The sequence below is a fragment of the Exiguobacterium sp. ZWU0009 genome, from assembly GCF_000798935.2.
Lineage (GTDB): Bacteria > Bacillota > Bacilli > Exiguobacteriales > Exiguobacteriaceae > Exiguobacterium_A > Exiguobacterium_A acetylicum.
Window position 1 is genome coordinate 1,921,489 of sequence record NZ_CP018057.1, and the last position, 17,667, is coordinate 1,939,155.

Here is a 17,667-nt window from a genome sequence, read left to right on the forward strand (position 1 = left end):
TAAAGATGGATATACAGCTAGTTCGAACGGTTTTAATCATTCTTTTAGTCATTGCATTTCTCGTCATCGTCAGCAGACGAACTAAGGAAAATCTTCGATGGTCACTGATCGGGGAAGCATTTGGTGAAAAAGGAGAAGATTTATTAAAGGATGCTGCTCGACTTGAAGCAGCTGACTTAGACATTCGAGTCGAACGCGGCGTCAAGACTTCGTTTTTATTCCGGCGTTTCAGTAAAGACTTGGATGATCGCGTAGCGGTGTATGTCTTGAAAGAAGACTTGGATCAAGCTGAAGACATTCTTGCTTCTCGACCAAGACGATGAATTCAAACGAAAAGGCAGTGAAGCGAGCGCTTCACTGCCTTTGTTCATTCCTGCTGCTGTGCAAGATAAAATGCAACTTGTTTTCGTTCTTGCTCTAGAACAGGGGAGGATTTTTTTGAGACGATGAACGCCCGCACATCCTTGAAGCTATGCCCCGTCGGGAATTTAATTCGTTCCGTTCGCATCTGTGGTGCATTCGGAAAAAGTGTGATGCCATGAATCGGAATGATGATCCCTTGTTCTTTTAGCGTTTTTCGAACCGCTTGAACGATTTTTTTCGACTGATTGATTGGATGAGGTTCAAACACTTTTCTTCCATGCTCAGAATCCATGATATGACAAGATTCCTCCGTCATCCATTCTACGACCGCATCGTTTTGTAACACGAGGAACAATCCTTTTGGACCAATCAGTGCAAAAGGAATGACAATCGTGTCAGAAAGACGAATCCGATCAAACAACATCCAATCAAAACGACAAACATGACGGATTTCATTACAGAGTGCATCCGTTTCACTCGTCGTCGTACTCACTTGTTTATTTGCAAAAAAACGACGGCGCGGTGGTTCAGGAACAGAAGCAGTCATGACTTGTAACATGGTTCATCATCCTTTGTAGTATGTATTATTAGTTATCTTAACACCGTTTTCGTTCAGATGACGATTCTTTCAAAAAGAAGGAAATAAAAAAGACACTTCTGATTTGACAGAAATGTCTTTTTTGATGCGTCAATCTTGGTGCGGACGTCCGAAAACGGCCTTCTCTAGATTCGAAATACGACGTAACATGTCATAGTTCGATGAACTTGATACTTGTGGCTCCGCTTGTTCGACGCGGCGTTCTTCACGTTTTACCGGTTGTGCTGGTGCTTGTTTTAACGCCTCGTTCTCTTTCTTCAGACGTTCGATCTCACGTTCGAATCCTTCATAATCTTTAATGATTTGATCCAAGTATCCATCGACATCCTCGATGACATAGCCACGGAGGCCGGTTTTGAATTCCTTTTTGTAAATATCGTCCGCTGTCAACAATGGCTTATACATCCTCTTCACTCCCACTGATCATTGTATTGTAATTCTTGTTCGAGCCAAGATAAATCATCTTGTGTAATTAAAAACAACTGATAATCGGATTGTTCCATTTCTATTCTAGCACGCTCTACTAAAAATTTCGCCGATCCTCCATGTTCTTCATCAAAAACCGACAATAATCCTTGGCTTTTTTGAATCATGAACTCGGTTTTATTGCGTAACTGCGATGGATCCGTATACGGTTTCTGACTGATTGCTTCGACGAAGTCCGCTTGTTCAAGAATGGAGAGGTACTGCGCTTGAACTGGCTCTTTCCAGCGTGCTTCCTGTTCCAAGAACGGCAAAAGAATACCGAGACGAATATGTGGATACTCTTCCTTTAATTCAAGCACGACCTCGCATGCCCAGATTTCGCAACCCGGTGAGGCATTCGTGATAAACCACTCTGTACCTCGATCCTCAATCAAGCGAATCATCCGCTCTCGATATGCTGCCTTTAAGACCCGGATACCAGGATGTTTTTGATCAAAGATACCTAGTTCATTGGGTTTGTAACCTGTGATGGCGATAACTTTCACGCGTCACACTTCCTTTTTAACCGACGTCCTCGATGATCTAGCTCTGCCAAGATTCGTTCTTTTTTAGTAATCAACCAATGATGTCGCTCGACGTGTTGTCGTGCTCGTTCCGTATAATCATAAGCAAGCACTGGATCTTTTGCAATGTGCTCTGCCCACTTCGCAAGTTCGACATACCCTAAATAACTGTTGCTCTTCAAGAAACAATCTCGAGCTAGTTCATAGTTCTTCATTTTTTTATGCAAATAACCTTGGCGCAACCATCCTTCTGCGGATAGTTCTTTGACTTGTTGAAAATGAGCGTGTGATCCTTCATGAATTCCGAGATCTGCCAGCCAAATCGCGATGTTTTCTTGAATCGGAGAAGGTGCCTCCGCTCGATGTGTGACGAGTCGGTTGCATGCATCATAGAGTCCGACAAGCGTCAAACAATCATCCAGATGATGTTGCAAGACCCCTGTCATGATATCCGGATGCTGGTGTTCGACGTACTGGAAGTAATGCATGGGTGCCAAAAATCCAGGTAAATCCCCTTCCCGTTCGAATCCGATCCGCTCTTCCATCGCTGTCAACCGATAGGAATCATACATTCCTTTAAAGATCCGTCGCGCAACATGAAGTAAATCAAGATGACCGACTTTCGGCAAACGAGGAACACGTTCCCGAACGAAGACATGACGTGTCTTGATTTGCGGCCAATCAAAGCTTTTCCCGTTATAGGTCACGAAGCGGACATCATCTCCGATATCATGCAGGAAGTGATGGTAAAAGGCAGCTTCAAAGTGCGGATGCGGTAAGAAATATTGCCGCATCAGCAATCCACCCTGCTCAAAGCGCGCGAACCCGAGTAAAAAGATCGTCGTTCCGGTTCCTCGTAATCCTGTCGTTTCCGTATCAAAGAAAATGACTTGCTCAAGCGGAACATCCAGTGCAAGTGGCGGATGAGGAAGCTGTAAGGACTCATACACTTCAGCAAAGCTTCGGTCTCCATGTCGGTCCGTTAACGCATACCGTTTGTCGATCCGAACAATCCACTCTTCTTCAAACGTCAAGATGTCGGCCCCTCGATCAATCCAAGCCTGCTGCTCGTCGGTCCATCCGACTGTGGTCTCCGCTATTTCCGCTTCAGAAGCGGAGGACGCAGGAGCATCTGGTGCGATGTCTGATGTAGATTTCAGCATTCGTCTAAGACGATTTTTCATGATAGTTCCTTCTCCATTTCTGCTAATAACTGAATCGTTCGTTCTTTTTCATCTGCGACACCTACCATACCGATGCAAGCAGGACAGCCGTCCTGACAAGGACACGTGACGATCGAATCCCGTGCTGCACGTAACATGACACCGCGTTGCTTGTAGATCGACTGCGCAAGTCCAACTCCACCAGGGTAACGATCATACAGATAGACGGTAGGTTGTTGTGTGTGTGTCGCTTTGACTTGCGGCACGACGAAGACATCACTAGCATCACACATCAAATAAAGCGGTGCGACACGCCGTAGACTATTCGCGACGCCCTCTAACACTTGCTCGAGTTCCGTCGAGGAGCGTGCATGATCGGGTAAAGTGAACCAGACACCCGTCGTATGAATTTCTCGTTCCGGTAGGTGAATCGGACCCGATCCGATATTCTCATGAGTTCCGAACTTAATTTTCTTGAACATCGTCGCCATCCCACGAACGCTGACATCGCCACGGGCAACACTATATTCTCCCTCTGCGTATCGTTCATCTTCTTCGAGTACGGAAAGGTCGACTGAAAAATTAGCATCTGTATAATAATCGACGTCTACAGCACGGACGAAGGCTTTTTTCTCTTCAAAATCCAAATGTTCGACTTGATATTGATCGGCTCCATGCAAATAGATCGCCTCGTCATGCAACAACGTCATTGCACTGAACGTATCCATCTCACCGATGACCCGATTCGGTACTTCGGTCTGATCGACGATGATGACGTTCTCTTGATCACTCGATCGAAGCGAAATCCCGTGTGCTGGGAACGCATCGTTCATCCAATAAAAGCGATCGCCTCGTTCGTGCAAGACGCGTTCCTCGACTAAGTATTCAAGGATATCCTCCGTCTCAAGCGACCCGAATGATTCTCCTTTTGTAAAGGGGAGTTCGAACGCTGCACATTTGACATGATCGACAGCAATGATCAGGTTATCCGGGTCAAGTCGTGCTGCTTCAGGTGACTGGTTCAAGAACAGTTCTGGACGTTCTGCGACGTATTGATCGAGCATCCCGGAAGAAGCGACAAGAATGATCAACGCATCATCTTGGCGGCGCCCCGCTCGTCCTGCTTGTTGCCAGAGTGAAGCAATCGTTCCCGGATAACCGTTCATGATACAGACTTGCAGTTGACCAATATCAACACCAAGTTCGAGAGCATTCGTCGAGACGATACCCGTGATTTCTCCTTGGCGTAACCGACGTTCGATATCGCGACGTTCACTTGGCAAATAGCCTCCTCGATATCCTTCGATTGATCGTGGACCAAGTTCACGTGGGTATATGCTTCGCAAATACGTCAGTAAGACTTCGACGCGGACGCGGGAGCGCGCAAAGACGATTGTTTGGAACTTTTTTTTGATGAAACGCATCGCTAATTGTTTCGTCTCGAGTGTCGCTGAACGTCGTATCCCGAGTTGTGCATTGACGATTGGCGGTTGATAAACGAGAAAATGTTTACGACCAGTCGGTGCACCGTTGTCATCAATCAGACCGACTGATTTTTCTGTTAACCGCTCTGCTAACTCCTTTGGATTGGCAATCGTCGCACTCGTCATGATAAAGACCGGGTCACTGCCGTAATAACGACAAATCCGTCGTAAGCGCCGAATGACATTCGCGACATGACTGCCGAAGACACCCCGGTACGTGTGAAGCTCATCAATGACGATATATTTTAAGTTCTCAAATAGTTCGATCCATTTTGTATGGTGTGGCAAAATGCCGGAATGTAGCATATCCGGATTCGTAATGACGATGTTTCCTGCTTTTCGCACTTTTGTCCGAATCGTGGGAGATGTGTCGCCATCATAAGTAAAACAACGGATTGGCGCTTCTAATTGATCAATCAGTTCCAGTAACTCACTATTTTGATCTTGTGCGAGAGCTTTTGTCGGGTAAAGATACAACGCTCGCGCGTTCGGATGCTCTAGCAAATGTGATAAGACCGGTAAATTAAAACAATAGGTCTTTCCTGAAGCGGTCGGCGTGACGATGACCGTCGACTCTCCCGCTTGTACACGTTCATACGCTAGCCCTTGATGACGGTATAACTGGTTTATTCCACGTGTACGTAGCGCTTGCCGCAAACGTTCCGGTAGTTGTTCTGGAAAATCGACGTAGCGTCCAGCTGTCGCTTCCATCGTTTTCATATACGTAATCCGCTCCATGAACGAGCGGTCCTGTTTCAGTTCTTCGAGAAATGCAACGAGCGTTTGTTTCGCTTGCATACCTTCACTTCCTTCCACTTCTCATTATACAAAAAAAGAGGCAAGACCAAAGAACGAACTACTCGCCTTTGGTCTTGTCTACTTTACAAGTGATGCTCCTTTATTAATCTTCAGAGTCATCTCCACTGTTATTCGAATTATTGTTGTTATTTCGTTCCGTCGAACCATTCGAATTGTTTTGCGTATTTGCGCCATCATTTGAATTCGGTTCATCTGTTGCTGGTTCGTCCGTCGTCGGTTCGTCTGTTACCGGCTCATCCGTTGTCGGTTCGTCCGTTGTCGGTTCGTCCGTTGTCGGTTCGTCCGTTGTCGGCTCATCCGTCGTTGGTTCGTCCGTCGTCGGTTCGTCCGTCGTTGGCTCATCCGTCGCTGGTTCGTCCGTCGTTGGCTCATCCGTCGCTGGTTCATCCGTCGCTGGTTCGTCCGTTGTCGGTTCATCCGTTGTCGGTTCTTCTGCTTCAGGATCCGTGACCGTGACCGTTGTCGAGACCGGACCTGATTCTTCTCCAGAAGCTTTTGCTACGACTTGGAACGTCGATCGTCCTGGCTTCAATCCATTGATGGCGATTCGATTCGTCGTACTCGTACCAATCGTTGATGTTTCGCCGTCAGCATCTGTCATCGTCACTTCGAACGATACATCATCATAGCCATTGGCACGAAGCGCAGCATCATTATAGTTCCAAGTCAGTTCACCGCTCTTTGTGTCTTCATCGTAAGATGCTTGTAATCCAGTCGGAGCGGGTACCGTCTTTTTTTCAACGACAGGTTCCTTCGTCCCTTTCACGTACAATTCGTTTCCGATACTGAGGACAGAACTAGGTTGTTCGAATGGTGCGGGTGTACGATCACGAGTCTTCGTGATGAAATCTTTCCAGATTTGCTGTGCCATCGTACTGTTATACGGACCGCTAAGTCCGGCTCCGTTGTTGTTTCCGGATTTCGTCGTTCCTGTCCAGACACTGATTGAGACATCAGATGTATATCCTGCGAACCAGACATCTTTATAGGCATTCGTTGTTCCTGTCTTACCGGCTGCATCAAATGACAATCCAGCACTCGGGAACGTACCGCCTGGTTTTAAGACATCACGAAGCATGTCCGTCAACATATACGCTGTATAGTCTTCCATCGCTTTTTTCGATTTGATTGGTGATTTGATTTTTGATCCATCACTGTACTCAATCGATTTGATGACGTGTGGTTTGATATAATCGCCACCGTTACCAAGTGTTGCATAAGCTCCTGCCATCTGTGTCGTATTAAAACCGTGTTTCATCCCACCAATTGCATACGCTGGCGAAATCGACTCATCATCTTTCATTTTCAAACCAGATTTTTCAGCGAATGCTTCGACTGAATCACCACCGATTTCTTGGTACGTTTGGATGGCTGGTGTGTTTGCTGAGATTTTCAACCAGTGACGAATCGTGTTCGTGCCACGGTATCCATCGTAGTAGTTTCCAATCTCTTTACCGTTGACTTCTGTTGGTTTATCCGTCAATTGTTTCGCAGTCGACCATTTATCGTTCTCGATTGCTGGACCATAGGCAAAGAATGGTTTAGCAGACGAACCCGGTTGATGCGGTTCATTCGCAAAGTTTCGTCGCGCTGTTCCCTTACCTGGATTTTTACCATCAACGACCGCAAGGATTTCTCCTGATTGCGTATTGACTGCTGTCGCAGCCGTTTCAGCGTATTCCGGTAATTGGACGATTTGGTCTTTCTTAATGGCTTCATTCATATAGTCGTGCATCGGTTTATCAATCGATGTATAGATCTTTAACCCTTGACCATAGATATCTTTACCTTCAAGACCAAAATCATCTTCTAACTCTTTAGACACCATATCGAAGATGACGCTGTCATACGATTCATCCTTCGTCGACTTCGGCGCTGGATTGATTAATTTCGAAATCGGTTGTTTTACTGCTTTATCCCGTTGTGCTTCTGTAATGACGCCTGTCGTTTGCATCGCATTGAGAACTTGCGTCTGACGCCATTTCGTTAGCTTTGGATCTCCTTTGATTGGATCGTAAGCTGTCGGACGTTGCGGGAGTCCTGCAAGCATCGCGGCTTCCGCATAATTCAACTTATCAACAGACTTGTTGAAGTAAGCCTTTGAAGCCGTCTGGATTCCAAACGAGTTTTGACCATAATAGTTTTTGTTCAAGTACATCTCTAAAATTTGATCTTTTGTATAGTCCTGCTCTAACCGGATTGCGAGCCATTGCTCCTGCACTTTCCGCGTAATCGTCTTATCAAAGCTGAGGAACGACTGTTTGACGACCTGTTGCGTGATCGTCGAAGCCCCTTCTGATCCGAATCCATCTGTCACGTTCGCGATGATGGCTCCGCCCAGACGACGGAAATCGATTCCGTTGTGCTGATAGAAACGACGGTCCTCAATCGATATGAATGCGTCTTTAACGACTTCCGGTACTTCATCGATTGATACGTATTCTCGACTCGTTCCGCCTTTCGTAATCTCTTCCTTATTGCTCGCATAGATTTTCAATGGCAAAGCATCTCGAAGTTCTGTCTCATCGAGCTCAGGTGCCGTAGCAATCGCGTAAGCGGCAAATCCGCCTCCGACCAACATCATGACGATGAATAGTCCAGTAGCAATCAGCAATAGTTTTTTCCAAAGTGGACCTTTCCCACCGGAACCTCCACCTGACTTTTTCTTTTGAGGACGTTTTGTCCGTTTCATCTTTTTCTCTGATGACTTCGTCTCTTCACGACGTGCGACACGACTTCTTTCCATATGCTATCCTTCTCCTTCAATCAAAAAGTGTCTGAATTGAAATATAGTTCGTCCACTGCCTTTAAATAATCGATGGCAGGGTACGCGCCAGTCTCGACTTTGATACCGTCTCGTTCAATGACCGTCAGCGGAATTGATTTTCGTCCGCTTTCTAGCTGATCCCACCAGGGGAACACGTGCTCGACTGAAAGCACATATTGCACATTATACAGACTGAAACGAATGATGACAAAACAAATTCCTCCATGTTCGACACATTGGCGCATGTGTGCGATTTGATGGGGGTGAAAATTTTTTATCGGGAAGGACGTTTTGTTCGTCGTCTCCTTCGCTTCGAAATCAATATATTTTCCACGGTAGACACCATTGTAATCGGTCGTCGATGGTTGCTTAAAATAGGCTTCCTTGACGACAGCTGCCGACCGCTTCGGATAATCCACTTGAACGATTTGTAACGGAGTGGGTTTCTTGTGAATGATTGCCCGATTATGGGTCAGGTAAAACGTATTACTTTCATTCAATAATTTTTCGAGCGTCATCCCTCGATTCGAAAAGGTGGAATCGGTTGATCGCGCCTTCTTGATTCGGGTTCCATGCGACTCGAGTGGCTTTTGAAATTTTTTCCCGTTCGGGTAATTCAAAACGATTCCCCTCCTATCGCGTTTATTGTACCATGATATGTGATTGTACCGTATCGGCCGAGAGGAGTAGTTAAAAACCAATGACAATTGAACCGTTATTACAAGAGATTGAACGTATTTATCAAGAAGGACGTGCCGGAACCGAATATGACTTCAATCGAGACGTCGTACCGTTCGTTGAACGAGCGGATCAACTGATTGCACAGTGGCAAACGAATGCCCAAGATAGTCCTTACTTACGACCTAGCATGGTCGAAAGCGCCGTTGATCAATTGAAGCAAATTTCCGTCCAAGCATTTCAGCCGAAAACGAGTCTGAAGCGCTTCAATGAAACGATTAAATCCGTTCGTTATATCGATCGCTTGATGAATGGTGAAGAATAACGATTAAAAAACAGGAATTATCTTCCTTAAGTCGAACACCTAATCATACGAAGGAATGTTTCTACGGTTTCACTTATCAGGCTATAGCTTTTCATCCGCCTAGCGTGTAAAGTGGCATCAAGAGCATTTCTTTCGAAAAGACTGTGTAATTATTGTGCAATTGGAGGAGATTCATTTGAACAAACGGGTACAATCAAACGTCAAAGGCGTTGACGTCAAAGGATTTCCTAAGAATTCAACCCCTGGCCCGAAGAAATACATCATGTTCGTCGACGAAACTGGGACACCGAAAGGGAATACACAATTCAACTTAACGGGTGTCTTGATGGAATATAAATATGCCATCGATTCGGATGAGACCGGTGAACCAAGTCCGCTTCGTCAACGTTTGATGGATTTTAAGTCAAAAGTTTTTGAAGATCCACATATTCCCCTTCATTTGAAGGAGATTTTAAAAGCTGAGCATCCTTACGGTAAAGAAGATGGCATCACGATCGATATGTTACGACATTTCTGGATCGCCTTGCCGGAATTTTTAGTTGATATCGATTGTACGATCGTCAGTGTCGAAGTCGATAAACAGAAGCTACAAGACTTCTTCTCGACACCGAAGGATCCGTACGTCGTCGCCTTCGCCCATCTGATGAAGTCGTTTTATTCCTTCCTTGATGAGACAGAAGCAACGAGTGCGCGTGTCGTTCTTGAAAGCCGTGATGATTATCAAAACTTGCTCATTCAAAAGGCGTTCTTCGATATCTTCAATTCGGGAACGGTCCATCTCGACGTCGAAAAAAGCCGTCAAAAAATCAAAGGCTTCATCTTTGCTGAAAAAGACAGCGACCTCTACCAATCTGGTCTTGAGATTGCCGACTTGGTCTGCTTACCTTTATCTCGCGTCCGTCGTGGTGTCATCGAGGTAAAACCGCGGTTTGTCCATTATGGGGACGAAAACCGGATTTTTAAAGCCATCAAAGATAAGATTTACATTCGACGCGATAGTCCGGACCAAGATTTCCGAAACTGGGGCTTCAAAAAAGTACCGATCACGAAAAAGCGTCGTGAATGGTCTGATACTCCTTGGAATGGATGATATGCAAAAAAAGTGGATCCGGTCTCGGATCCACTTTTTTTATAGTGTAGCTAGTCCTTTTGTCCGCTTTTTTCCCTCTCGACACATATCAAGTAACGGGCACGCTTCACAGTTCGGACGTTGTGCCTTGCAGTGATACCGTCCAAAGAAAATGAATTGGTGATGGAGCTTTGACCACCGCTCCCGTTTGAAACGGCGCATGAGTGTCGCTTCGACCTGCGTGACATTATCCTTCCAGCGACAGATCCCGAGGCGTTTTGAGACACGTTCGACATGTGTATCGACCGCAAATGCCGGTACATCAAAGGCGACAGACAAGACGACGTTCGCCGTCTTACGTCCAACGCCAGGTAATGCTTCGAGCCCGGCTCGTTCCGTCGGGACTTCTCCATCGTGTTGCGCAAGGAGCTGTGCCGCAAGCGCCTTGATGTTTTTTGCTTTATTCCGGTATAATCCAAGTCGTTTGATTTTGTCCTCGATTTCCTCGACCGGTGCCGTAGCAAGCGAAGCAGGATCCGGATACGCCGCGAATAATCCAGGCGTCACCTGATTGACGAGCACATCGGTCGCTTGTGCACTGAGTGCGACCGCGACGACAAGTTCAAACGGATTACGGTGAATCAACTCACAAAATGCATCTGGAAACATCTCTTCTAGCGTTGCTTCAATCCGATCGATTTCTGCTTTTCGTAACATCTACTCAACCTCCCCGCCCTGCGAGATCCTCGAGCGTCTTGATCCCTTCACGTTCCCACGTCCGTAAAATTTGATTGATATAAGTCATTTTACGGACATTATGATAGACCGCTTCTCGAAGTGCGGCAAGCACCAGTTCTTCCGAAATGTTCTCAATCGTCAACCACTGAATGATCTGCTCCATCTGAAACGGTGACATCATCCCGAGTTCCCGTTCAAATTGTTGGAAGACGGACGGATTGATCGTATCAAAGTTCGGTGTTTCCTGTTCCGGTGGTGCCATCAGCTTTTCGTACAGCGGAACAAGCGAATAACGTTCTGATCCGTTGACGTTTTCCATAGCCAATAATCCTTTTTGCAATAAACCGAGAGTCGTCTCGATCGTTTCCGTCTCTGATAGTCCGAGTCGATTGCTTAACTCTTCCGGTGACGGCATCTCCATGCCTTCCGCCCGACAAGCAAACAGTTGACCAATCAACGTGAACTCGACAAAACTGATGCCTAATCGTTTTGCCTCGGTGAACAATCGTTTCGGTAAGACGACGGTCCCTTCTTCAAATAATTGCACTAAATTATGATTCATCGTATTTCCTCGATTCTCTAGTCTAAACAAGAAATCGACCCGTCGAGACGATGGGTCGATGTTTTTCTTTACTGCTTAAGGATAGAGACGGTTCAGCAGACGTGGGAACGGAATCGTTTCCCGAACGTGCTCGACGCCTGTGATCCAAGCGACTGTCCGCTCTAAACCAAGACCGAAACCACTGTGTGGCACAGAACCGTATTGACGTGTTTCAAGATACCATTTATAAGCACCCGTCTCGTCAAGTCCGTGTTTCTTCATCTCCGCGAGAAGTTTCTCATGATCTTCTTCACGTTGTGAACCACCGACGATTTCCCCGTATCCTTCAGGGGCAATCAAATCATCACATAAAACGAAGTCTGGGTTTTCCGGATCTTCTTTCATGTAGAACGGTTTGATCGCTTTTGGCCAGTGCGTGATGAAGACAGGACGTGCGAAGCTGTTCGCGATTGCTGTCTCGTGTGGTGCACCAAAGTCATCGCCGAATTCGATATCGTCGAATCCTTGCTCCTTGAGCATGTCAATTGCTTCCGTATACTTGACGCGTGGGAACGGTGCGTTGATATTCTCAAGGACCGTCAAGTCACGACCAAGCAATTCGAGTTCCGCACGACAGTTTTTGAGTGCCGATTGCACGAGGTGCGAAACGTAGTTTTCTTGGACTTCGAGGTTCATCTCGTGGTCGTGGAATGCCATCTCAGGCTCCATCATCCAGAATTCGATCAAGTGACGACGTGTTTTTGATTTTTCAGCACGGAACGTTGGACCGAACGAGAAGACCTTTCCAAGTGCCATTGCTGCCGCTTCCATGTAGAGCTGACCAGATTGTGAAAGGTACGCATCTTCATCGAAATATTTCGTGTGGAACAATTCTGTCGTTCCTTCTGGCGCGCTACCTGTCAAGATTGGTGGATCCACTTTAATGAATCCTTCTTGGTTGAAGAATTCGTACGTTGCTCGAATCAATTCGTTCCGAACGACCATGACCGCATGTTGACGCTTTGAACGCAACCAGAGGTGACGGTTGTCCATCAAGAAATCCGTTCCGTGTGCTTTTGGAGTGATCGGATAATCGACTGCTTCATGGATGAGCTCAATCTTAGAGATTTCCATTTCGTGACCGATCGCTGTCCGACCGCCATCTGATTTGATGACACCTGTCACCCAAAGTGACGATTCCTGCGTTAAGCCTTTTGCTTGTTTAAATAAGTCTTCGCCGACCGTTTCCTTGACGACGACACCCTGCATGAATCCAGAGCCATCCCGAAGCTGGAGAAAAGCGATCTTACCGCTTGAGCGTTTGTTTGCTAACCAACACCCGATCGTCACTTCTTCTCCTACATATTTGTTTACATCTCGAATCATTGCTTTCAACAGTCAACATCCTCTCTCTATTAAACGGCTGTATGTGCCGTGATGAATCCTTCAATCCGGTCGAGTGCTTCTAAGACACGTGCCGGGTCCGTCGCGTAAGATAGGCGGACATAGTCCGGTGCACCAAATCCTGAACCTGGAATCAAGGCGACCTTCGCTTCAGATAAAACAGCTGTACACCAGTCGTCGACATTATCGAATCCACACATCTCAGCAGCTTGCTTTGCATGTGGGAACAAATAGAATGCCCCTTCCGGCTTCAAGCACGTCAATCCTTTGATTTCATTGAGTCGTGCATAGATTTTCTCAAGTCGTTCTTCAAAGATGACACGCATCGCTTCGACCGGTGCATCGCCTTCTGCATACGCAGCAACCGATGCTGCTTGCGCAATCGATGTCGGGTTCGACGTCGAATGGCTCGCTAAGTTCGTCATCGCTGAGATGATTTCCTTCGGTCCGATTGCATACCCAATCCGCCAGCCTGTCATCGCATGCGATTTCGAGACACCATTGATGATGACCGTCCGTTCGCGCATTTCTGGCAAGGACGCGATCGAGATATGTGTCGCACCGTTATAGAGCAACTTTTCATAAATCTCGTCACTGATGACGAGTAGATCGTGCTTGATCGCAACATCTGCTACCATCTCGAGCTCTTCTTTCGAATAGACCATTCCTGTCGGATTCGATGGTGAATTCAAGACGAGTGCTTTCGTTTTTGGAGTAATGTGTTGCTCAAGCAATTCCCGAGTCACTTTGAAGCGAGACGATTCGTCCGTTTCTAAAATGACCGGTACACCGTCACTGAGTTTAATTTGCTCCGGGTAACTGACCCAGTATGGTGCTGGGACGATGACTTCATCGCCTGGATCAAGAATCGCTTGGAACAACGTTGATAGTGCATGCTTTGCTCCTGAAGCGACCATGACTTCCGAGCGTTCGTATGACATCCATAAGTCCCGGCGTGTCTTTTCGATGATCGCATCCTTCAAGGCAACCGTTCCGCCAGACGGCGTATACTTCGTATCGCCCGCTTCTGCTGCCTCGAATGCTGCTTGGATGATGAATTCCGGTGTATTGAAGTCGGGCTCTCCCGCACCTAAACCGATGATGTCTTGACCTTCTTCACGTAGTGCCTTGGCTTTCGCTGTGATGGCTAGCGTTGTAGATGGTGTCAATTGTCGTACGCGTTTCGATAACATGTCGCCCACTCCCTTTACTTGATTCGTAATCGTTTGATGAAAGAACCTTCTTGATACGTGTAATACGAATAATCATAGCCTGTCGACGTCTTTGAAACGATCTCGATGACGGCACGATCCTCAAATCCGTACTTAGCAGACACGATGTCTCCGAGTTCTGGATGATCCGCGATGACCGTTTTGATGGCAATACCATCAGCAACCGGTCGTGTCTCAATCGTTCCTTTTTTCGGAACGAACGCCCGTACCGCCTGTTCGTTCTGCTTCATCGTAAAAACGACATATTGACGTTTCCCGTTAAAGACAGACTCGAACCGGACGTCCGTCGGTTTGAGTTCTTTTTTCAGACGTGCCTCTGCTTGCTCGGCGACGCTCTGTTCCCGGTCTTTTGCCTCAGCAATCGTCACCTGATAAACGGCGGTGCCAAGCACAGTCAAAAGGATGAGTGCACTCAGCAGACCGAGCGTGATTTTCCACTTCATGTGCGGTAGATGGTGAAGACCATCTGCTCCTTGTCTTTTTCATCGAGAGCAAGACCGAACATTAAATCTTCCGTTTTCAGTGTCCGATTCAACAAGTCTACGATTTTATACGTATCCTCATGGCGGTTCACTTTGACGGTCGCAAGTGTTTCAATTTTTGAATCCATCTGTATGTCCTCCCTCATTTTTCTCTATCTATTATAATGCGATAGGGTTTATCTGAATAGACTCAATCGCCATCATTCAAGAACAATTCTAGTTCTGCCGTTAGTTCATCAAGTGGTTTTGATAAAACAGGCACTTTCGGCAGACTCGTAACGAACCGTTTTCCATAACGTGTCGTCTCGATCCGTCGATCGAGTACGAAGACGACACCTCGGTCGTTCGTCGTCCGGATCAAGCGACCAAATCCTTGCTTAAAGCGAATGATGGCTTGCGGTAAACTGTATTCGAAGAATGATGATTTCCCGAGTTTTTCGATCCGTTCCGAACGTGCCTGGACAATCGGTTGGTCCGGTGGTGCAAACGGAAGCCGGACGATGACGAGACAACTGAGGTCATCTCCTGGGATATCGACCCCTTCCCAAAAACTAGCTGTTCCGAACAAGATACAGGCGTCGAGTTGTTTGAATTGTTTCATCAGTCGTTGCCGTGAACCTTGCGTGACCCCTTGCGAGAGTAACGTAAACCGGTCAGGTAGTAACGGCTTCGTCGCTTCATGCGTCAGTCGAAGTAAATCGTTTGACGTAAATAAGACGAGCATCCGCCCTTCCGTCACCTCTGCGATTTGTAAGATGGCTTCTGCAATCGTCTCTGCGAATTCCGGCAATGGCACATCCTGTAGGAGCGGAAGATCCGTCGGAATCATCAATCGCACGTTATCGGCATATCCGAATGGTGACGGAACGACGAATCGACGTGTCTCAAACGCATCAAGTCCTAATCGGTTCTCAATGAATTGGAACTTGTTCGAGACGGTCAACGTCGCAGACGTCAGGATACACGTCCGTTTCGAAAAGACATCGCGACGTAGTCGCTCTGAAATATCGATTGGTTGTGTATACACGCGTGTCAGTTTTCGATTCTTAACGGACGTTTCGATCCAAGATACCGTATCGTCGTGCGGAGCAAGCATTGTCTCGAAGATGGCGAGCTCCGCTTCTTCGATTTGAGACGTGATCGCTTTTAAATCCGCGACGAGTGAACGCTCCCGATAACTCATCTGCTCACGGTGTTCGTGGAATAGTTTATGAATCGCACGGATTGCTTGACGCAAACGACGCAACACTAATTCAACCCGCTTGGCACTCTCTTGAACAGCACGCATCGAACGGTCGAGTCGCTTGAAGCGAATGCTGACCATCCCTTCCCGACGTGCTTTGCGGGAAGCCAGTTCGAGCCCGTACGCTTGAATGATCATCAACAGCCCGTCCGCCTCTTCGAGCAATGTCGTCAACGCCTCATCGACTGTCTCACTATGGGCTTCGACCATCTCGGCGATGTCCCATTCTTCCGACAGATCGAGCAAGCGGTGTAACAATTTTTTGTCGGACGAATATCCGAGTTGTCGGAACAGACGATCAAACGTATGTCCATCAAAGATGAGACCAAAGTGATGACTCGCGACTTCTTCGATTTGGTGCGCCTCATCAAGAATCAACGGACTTCCTTTCGGTAAGACCCCTGCCTCGAATTGAAGGTCACTAAACAACAAGGCGTGGTTCGTAACGATAATCGTCGCATCCTTTGCCTGGCGAATCGCGTGTTGGAAGAAGTCCCGGCTGTACCATGGGTCAAACCGTCCAAGCTGCGATTGGCTATCAGACTGGATCAACTGTTTGATGCCGATATTGCCTTGCGCAGCACCGCCTGGTAAGCTGACTTCTTCTAAATCTCCCGTTTCTGTTTCCGTCAACCAGACGAGCAGAATCGCTTTTGCGAGCGTGAAGTTATAGGCATCCTCTTGATCATTCAAGAAAAATTCGAATTTCCGTAAATCAATGTAGTTACTTCGTCCCTTAAGTAATGCAATCTGGACCGGTGCCTCGAACAGCTGACGCAAGAGCGGTAAATCACGCGCGAACAATTGCTCCTGCAATTGAATCGTGTGCGTACTGACAACGATCGGTACTTCATGTTCGAGTGCGTAATGCGCTGCAGGCACAAGATAACCGAGCGATTTTCCTGTTCCCGTCCCTGCTTCGACGAGCAACGGTGTTTCTTGATCGAGCGATTGATAGACATGACGCATCATCTCGAGCTGCCCACGTCGCTCTTCATATCCTTCGAATAGACGAGGGAACGTGACGGCATTCAATTCATCAACGAATGGTCCAAACGGTTCAAGGACGGGTGGATGTGCCAACCGCTCTATCGTCTGGCGTTTTTTCAAAGCGATTTTTCGAAAACGATCGAATCGCTCATCCTCTTCGATACCGACTAAACGAATCGCATGGTCGATTTCCTCTTCGATGGCACTGAACAGGCGCGGTGATAAACGTCTTAAGTGCTTCAATGTCTCAAGCGGCAACGTATGTAGTCGTTTGAGTAGTTCAAGCAACAATTCAGCCGTCGCCGAAGCGTCACTCCCTGCCCGGTGCGCCTCTTGATGGGCAAGGTGTAATGACTCTGACAGATGCGACAGCGCGTGGCTTTCTGCTGTCGGAAGTAAGATTCGTGCGAGTTCGACCGTATCAATGACAGGACCTGTGTACGGCAAGTATCCTTCCTCTTCTAACGCATCGTTTAAGAAGTTTAAATCGAACTGCACATTATGTGCGACGAAGACACCACCATCGAGCAATGATAAGACACGCGGTGCGATGACATCGAATGTCTCGGCCTCTTTGACATCCTCATCTGTGATGCCCGTCAACTGGGAAATGAACGGAGGAATCGGTTGGGTCGGACGCACGAAGGCAGAAAATTGTTCTGTCAACTGCCCGTCTTCAATGACCGCCATGCCGATCTCAATCATCTCATCGCCAGCCTTTATGGAATGACCTGTCGTTTCCAGGTCGACTACGACGTACTTTTTCTTCAACACTGATCCTC

17 protein-coding genes are annotated in these 17,667 nt (G+C 47.1%); 3 read left to right on the plus strand and 14 right to left on the minus strand.

Features of this window, described 5'->3' with window-relative positions:
• Nucleotides 1–5 precede the first annotated feature (5 nt).
• Nucleotides 6–323, plus strand: a complete 318-nt coding sequence (locus tag L985_RS10180; protein ID WP_029341982.1) for a hypothetical protein — start codon at nt 6–8, stop codon at nt 321–323.
• A gap of 44 nt (nt 324–367) precedes the next feature.
• On the opposite strand, the gene L985_RS10185 is transcribed toward L985_RS10180, so the two are convergent.
• The 7 genes from L985_RS10185 to recU all read right to left on the minus strand — a co-directional run bounded on the left by L985_RS10185 (nt 368) and on the right by recU (nt 8,809).
• The gene (locus L985_RS10185) at nt 368–922 is read right to left on the minus strand and encodes a nuclease-related domain-containing protein (protein ID WP_029341983.1); all 555 of its coding nucleotides are present in this window, start codon (nt 920–922) and stop codon (nt 368–370) included.
• A 129-nt stretch (nt 923–1,051) separates the two neighbouring features.
• Nucleotides 1,052–1,366, minus strand: coding sequence for a cell division regulator GpsB (gpsB, locus tag L985_RS10190; RefSeq protein WP_023468607.1), 315 nt, complete (start codon nt 1,364–1,366; stop codon nt 1,052–1,054).
• A 5-nt stretch (nt 1,367–1,371) separates the two neighbouring features.
• Nucleotides 1,372–1,932 (minus strand): SLOG family protein, encoded by a 561-nt coding sequence (locus L985_RS10195; RefSeq protein WP_029341984.1) that lies wholly within the window; start codon nt 1,930–1,932, stop codon nt 1,372–1,374.
• Nucleotides 1,929–3,134: a ribonuclease H-like domain-containing protein gene (locus tag L985_RS10200; RefSeq protein WP_047393922.1), complete on the minus strand. Its 1,206-nt coding sequence runs from the start codon at nt 3,132–3,134 to the stop codon at nt 1,929–1,931. The genes L985_RS10195 and L985_RS10200 overlap by 4 nt, the downstream gene beginning before the upstream one ends.
• Entirely contained in the window at nt 3,131–5,395 is a 2,265-nt protein-coding gene (locus tag L985_RS10205) for a DEAD/DEAH box helicase (protein WP_047393918.1), read from the minus strand. The genes L985_RS10200 and L985_RS10205 overlap by 4 nt, the downstream gene beginning before the upstream one ends.
• Nucleotides 5,396–5,498: 103 nt before the next feature.
• The gene (locus L985_RS10210) at nt 5,499–8,162 is read right to left on the minus strand and encodes a PBP1A family penicillin-binding protein (protein ID WP_047393913.1); all 2,664 of its coding nucleotides are present in this window, start codon (nt 8,160–8,162) and stop codon (nt 5,499–5,501) included.
• Nucleotides 8,163–8,182: 20 nt separating this feature from the next.
• A complete protein-coding gene (gene recU / locus L985_RS10215) occupies nt 8,183–8,809 on the minus strand; it encodes a Holliday junction resolvase RecU (protein ID WP_035396916.1) in 627 nt (208 codons plus the stop codon).
• 74 nt (nt 8,810–8,883) lie between these two features.
• Here recU and L985_RS10220 point away from each other — a divergent pair, with 74 nt between their 5' ends.
• Nucleotides 8,884–9,186: a DUF1798 family protein gene (locus L985_RS10220; RefSeq protein WP_023468613.1), complete on the plus strand. Its 303-nt coding sequence runs from the start codon at nt 8,884–8,886 to the stop codon at nt 9,184–9,186.
• Nucleotides 9,187–9,361: 175 nt separating this feature from the next.
• Nucleotides 9,362–10,276, plus strand: a complete 915-nt coding sequence (locus tag L985_RS10225; protein WP_052169455.1) for a DUF3800 domain-containing protein — start codon at nt 9,362–9,364, stop codon at nt 10,274–10,276.
• Nucleotides 10,277–10,315: 39 nt separating this feature from the next.
• Here L985_RS10225 and nth read toward each other — a convergent pair whose 3' ends face one another.
• From nth to dinG, 7 genes are all read right to left on the minus strand, one after another.
• Nucleotides 10,316–10,972: an endonuclease III gene (gene nth / locus L985_RS10230; RefSeq protein WP_047393910.1), complete on the minus strand. Its 657-nt coding sequence runs from the start codon at nt 10,970–10,972 to the stop codon at nt 10,316–10,318.
• Nucleotides 10,973–10,976: 4 nt separating this feature from the next.
• Nucleotides 10,977–11,555: a DnaD domain-containing protein gene (locus tag L985_RS10235; RefSeq protein ID WP_029341990.1), complete on the minus strand. Its 579-nt coding sequence runs from the start codon at nt 11,553–11,555 to the stop codon at nt 10,977–10,979.
• Nucleotides 11,556–11,630: 75 nt separating this feature from the next.
• Nucleotides 11,631–12,920 carry an asparagine--tRNA ligase gene (asnS, locus tag L985_RS10240; RefSeq protein ID WP_197499327.1) on the minus strand — a complete coding sequence of 430 codons (1,290 nt, stop codon included), beginning with the start codon at nt 12,918–12,920 and terminating at the stop codon, nt 11,631–11,633.
• A 29-nt stretch (nt 12,921–12,949) separates the two neighbouring features.
• A complete protein-coding gene (locus L985_RS10245; protein WP_029341992.1) occupies nt 12,950–14,131 on the minus strand; it encodes a pyridoxal phosphate-dependent aminotransferase in 1,182 nt (393 codons plus the stop codon).
• Between the two features lie 14 nt (nt 14,132–14,145).
• Entirely contained in the window at nt 14,146–14,613 is a 468-nt protein-coding gene (locus L985_RS10250; RefSeq protein WP_047393903.1) for a hypothetical protein, read from the minus strand.
• Complete coding sequence (locus L985_RS10255; RefSeq protein WP_069940825.1) at nt 14,610–14,780, minus strand: YpmA family protein; 171 nt, start codon at nt 14,778–14,780, stop codon at nt 14,610–14,612. The genes L985_RS10250 and L985_RS10255 overlap by 4 nt, the downstream gene beginning before the upstream one ends.
• Before the next feature lie 62 nt (nt 14,781–14,842).
• Nucleotides 14,843–17,656, minus strand: a complete 2,814-nt coding sequence (dinG, locus tag L985_RS10260) for an ATP-dependent DNA helicase DinG (protein ID WP_047394027.1) — start codon at nt 17,654–17,656, stop codon at nt 14,843–14,845.
• Nucleotides 17,657–17,667 lie beyond the last annotated feature (11 nt).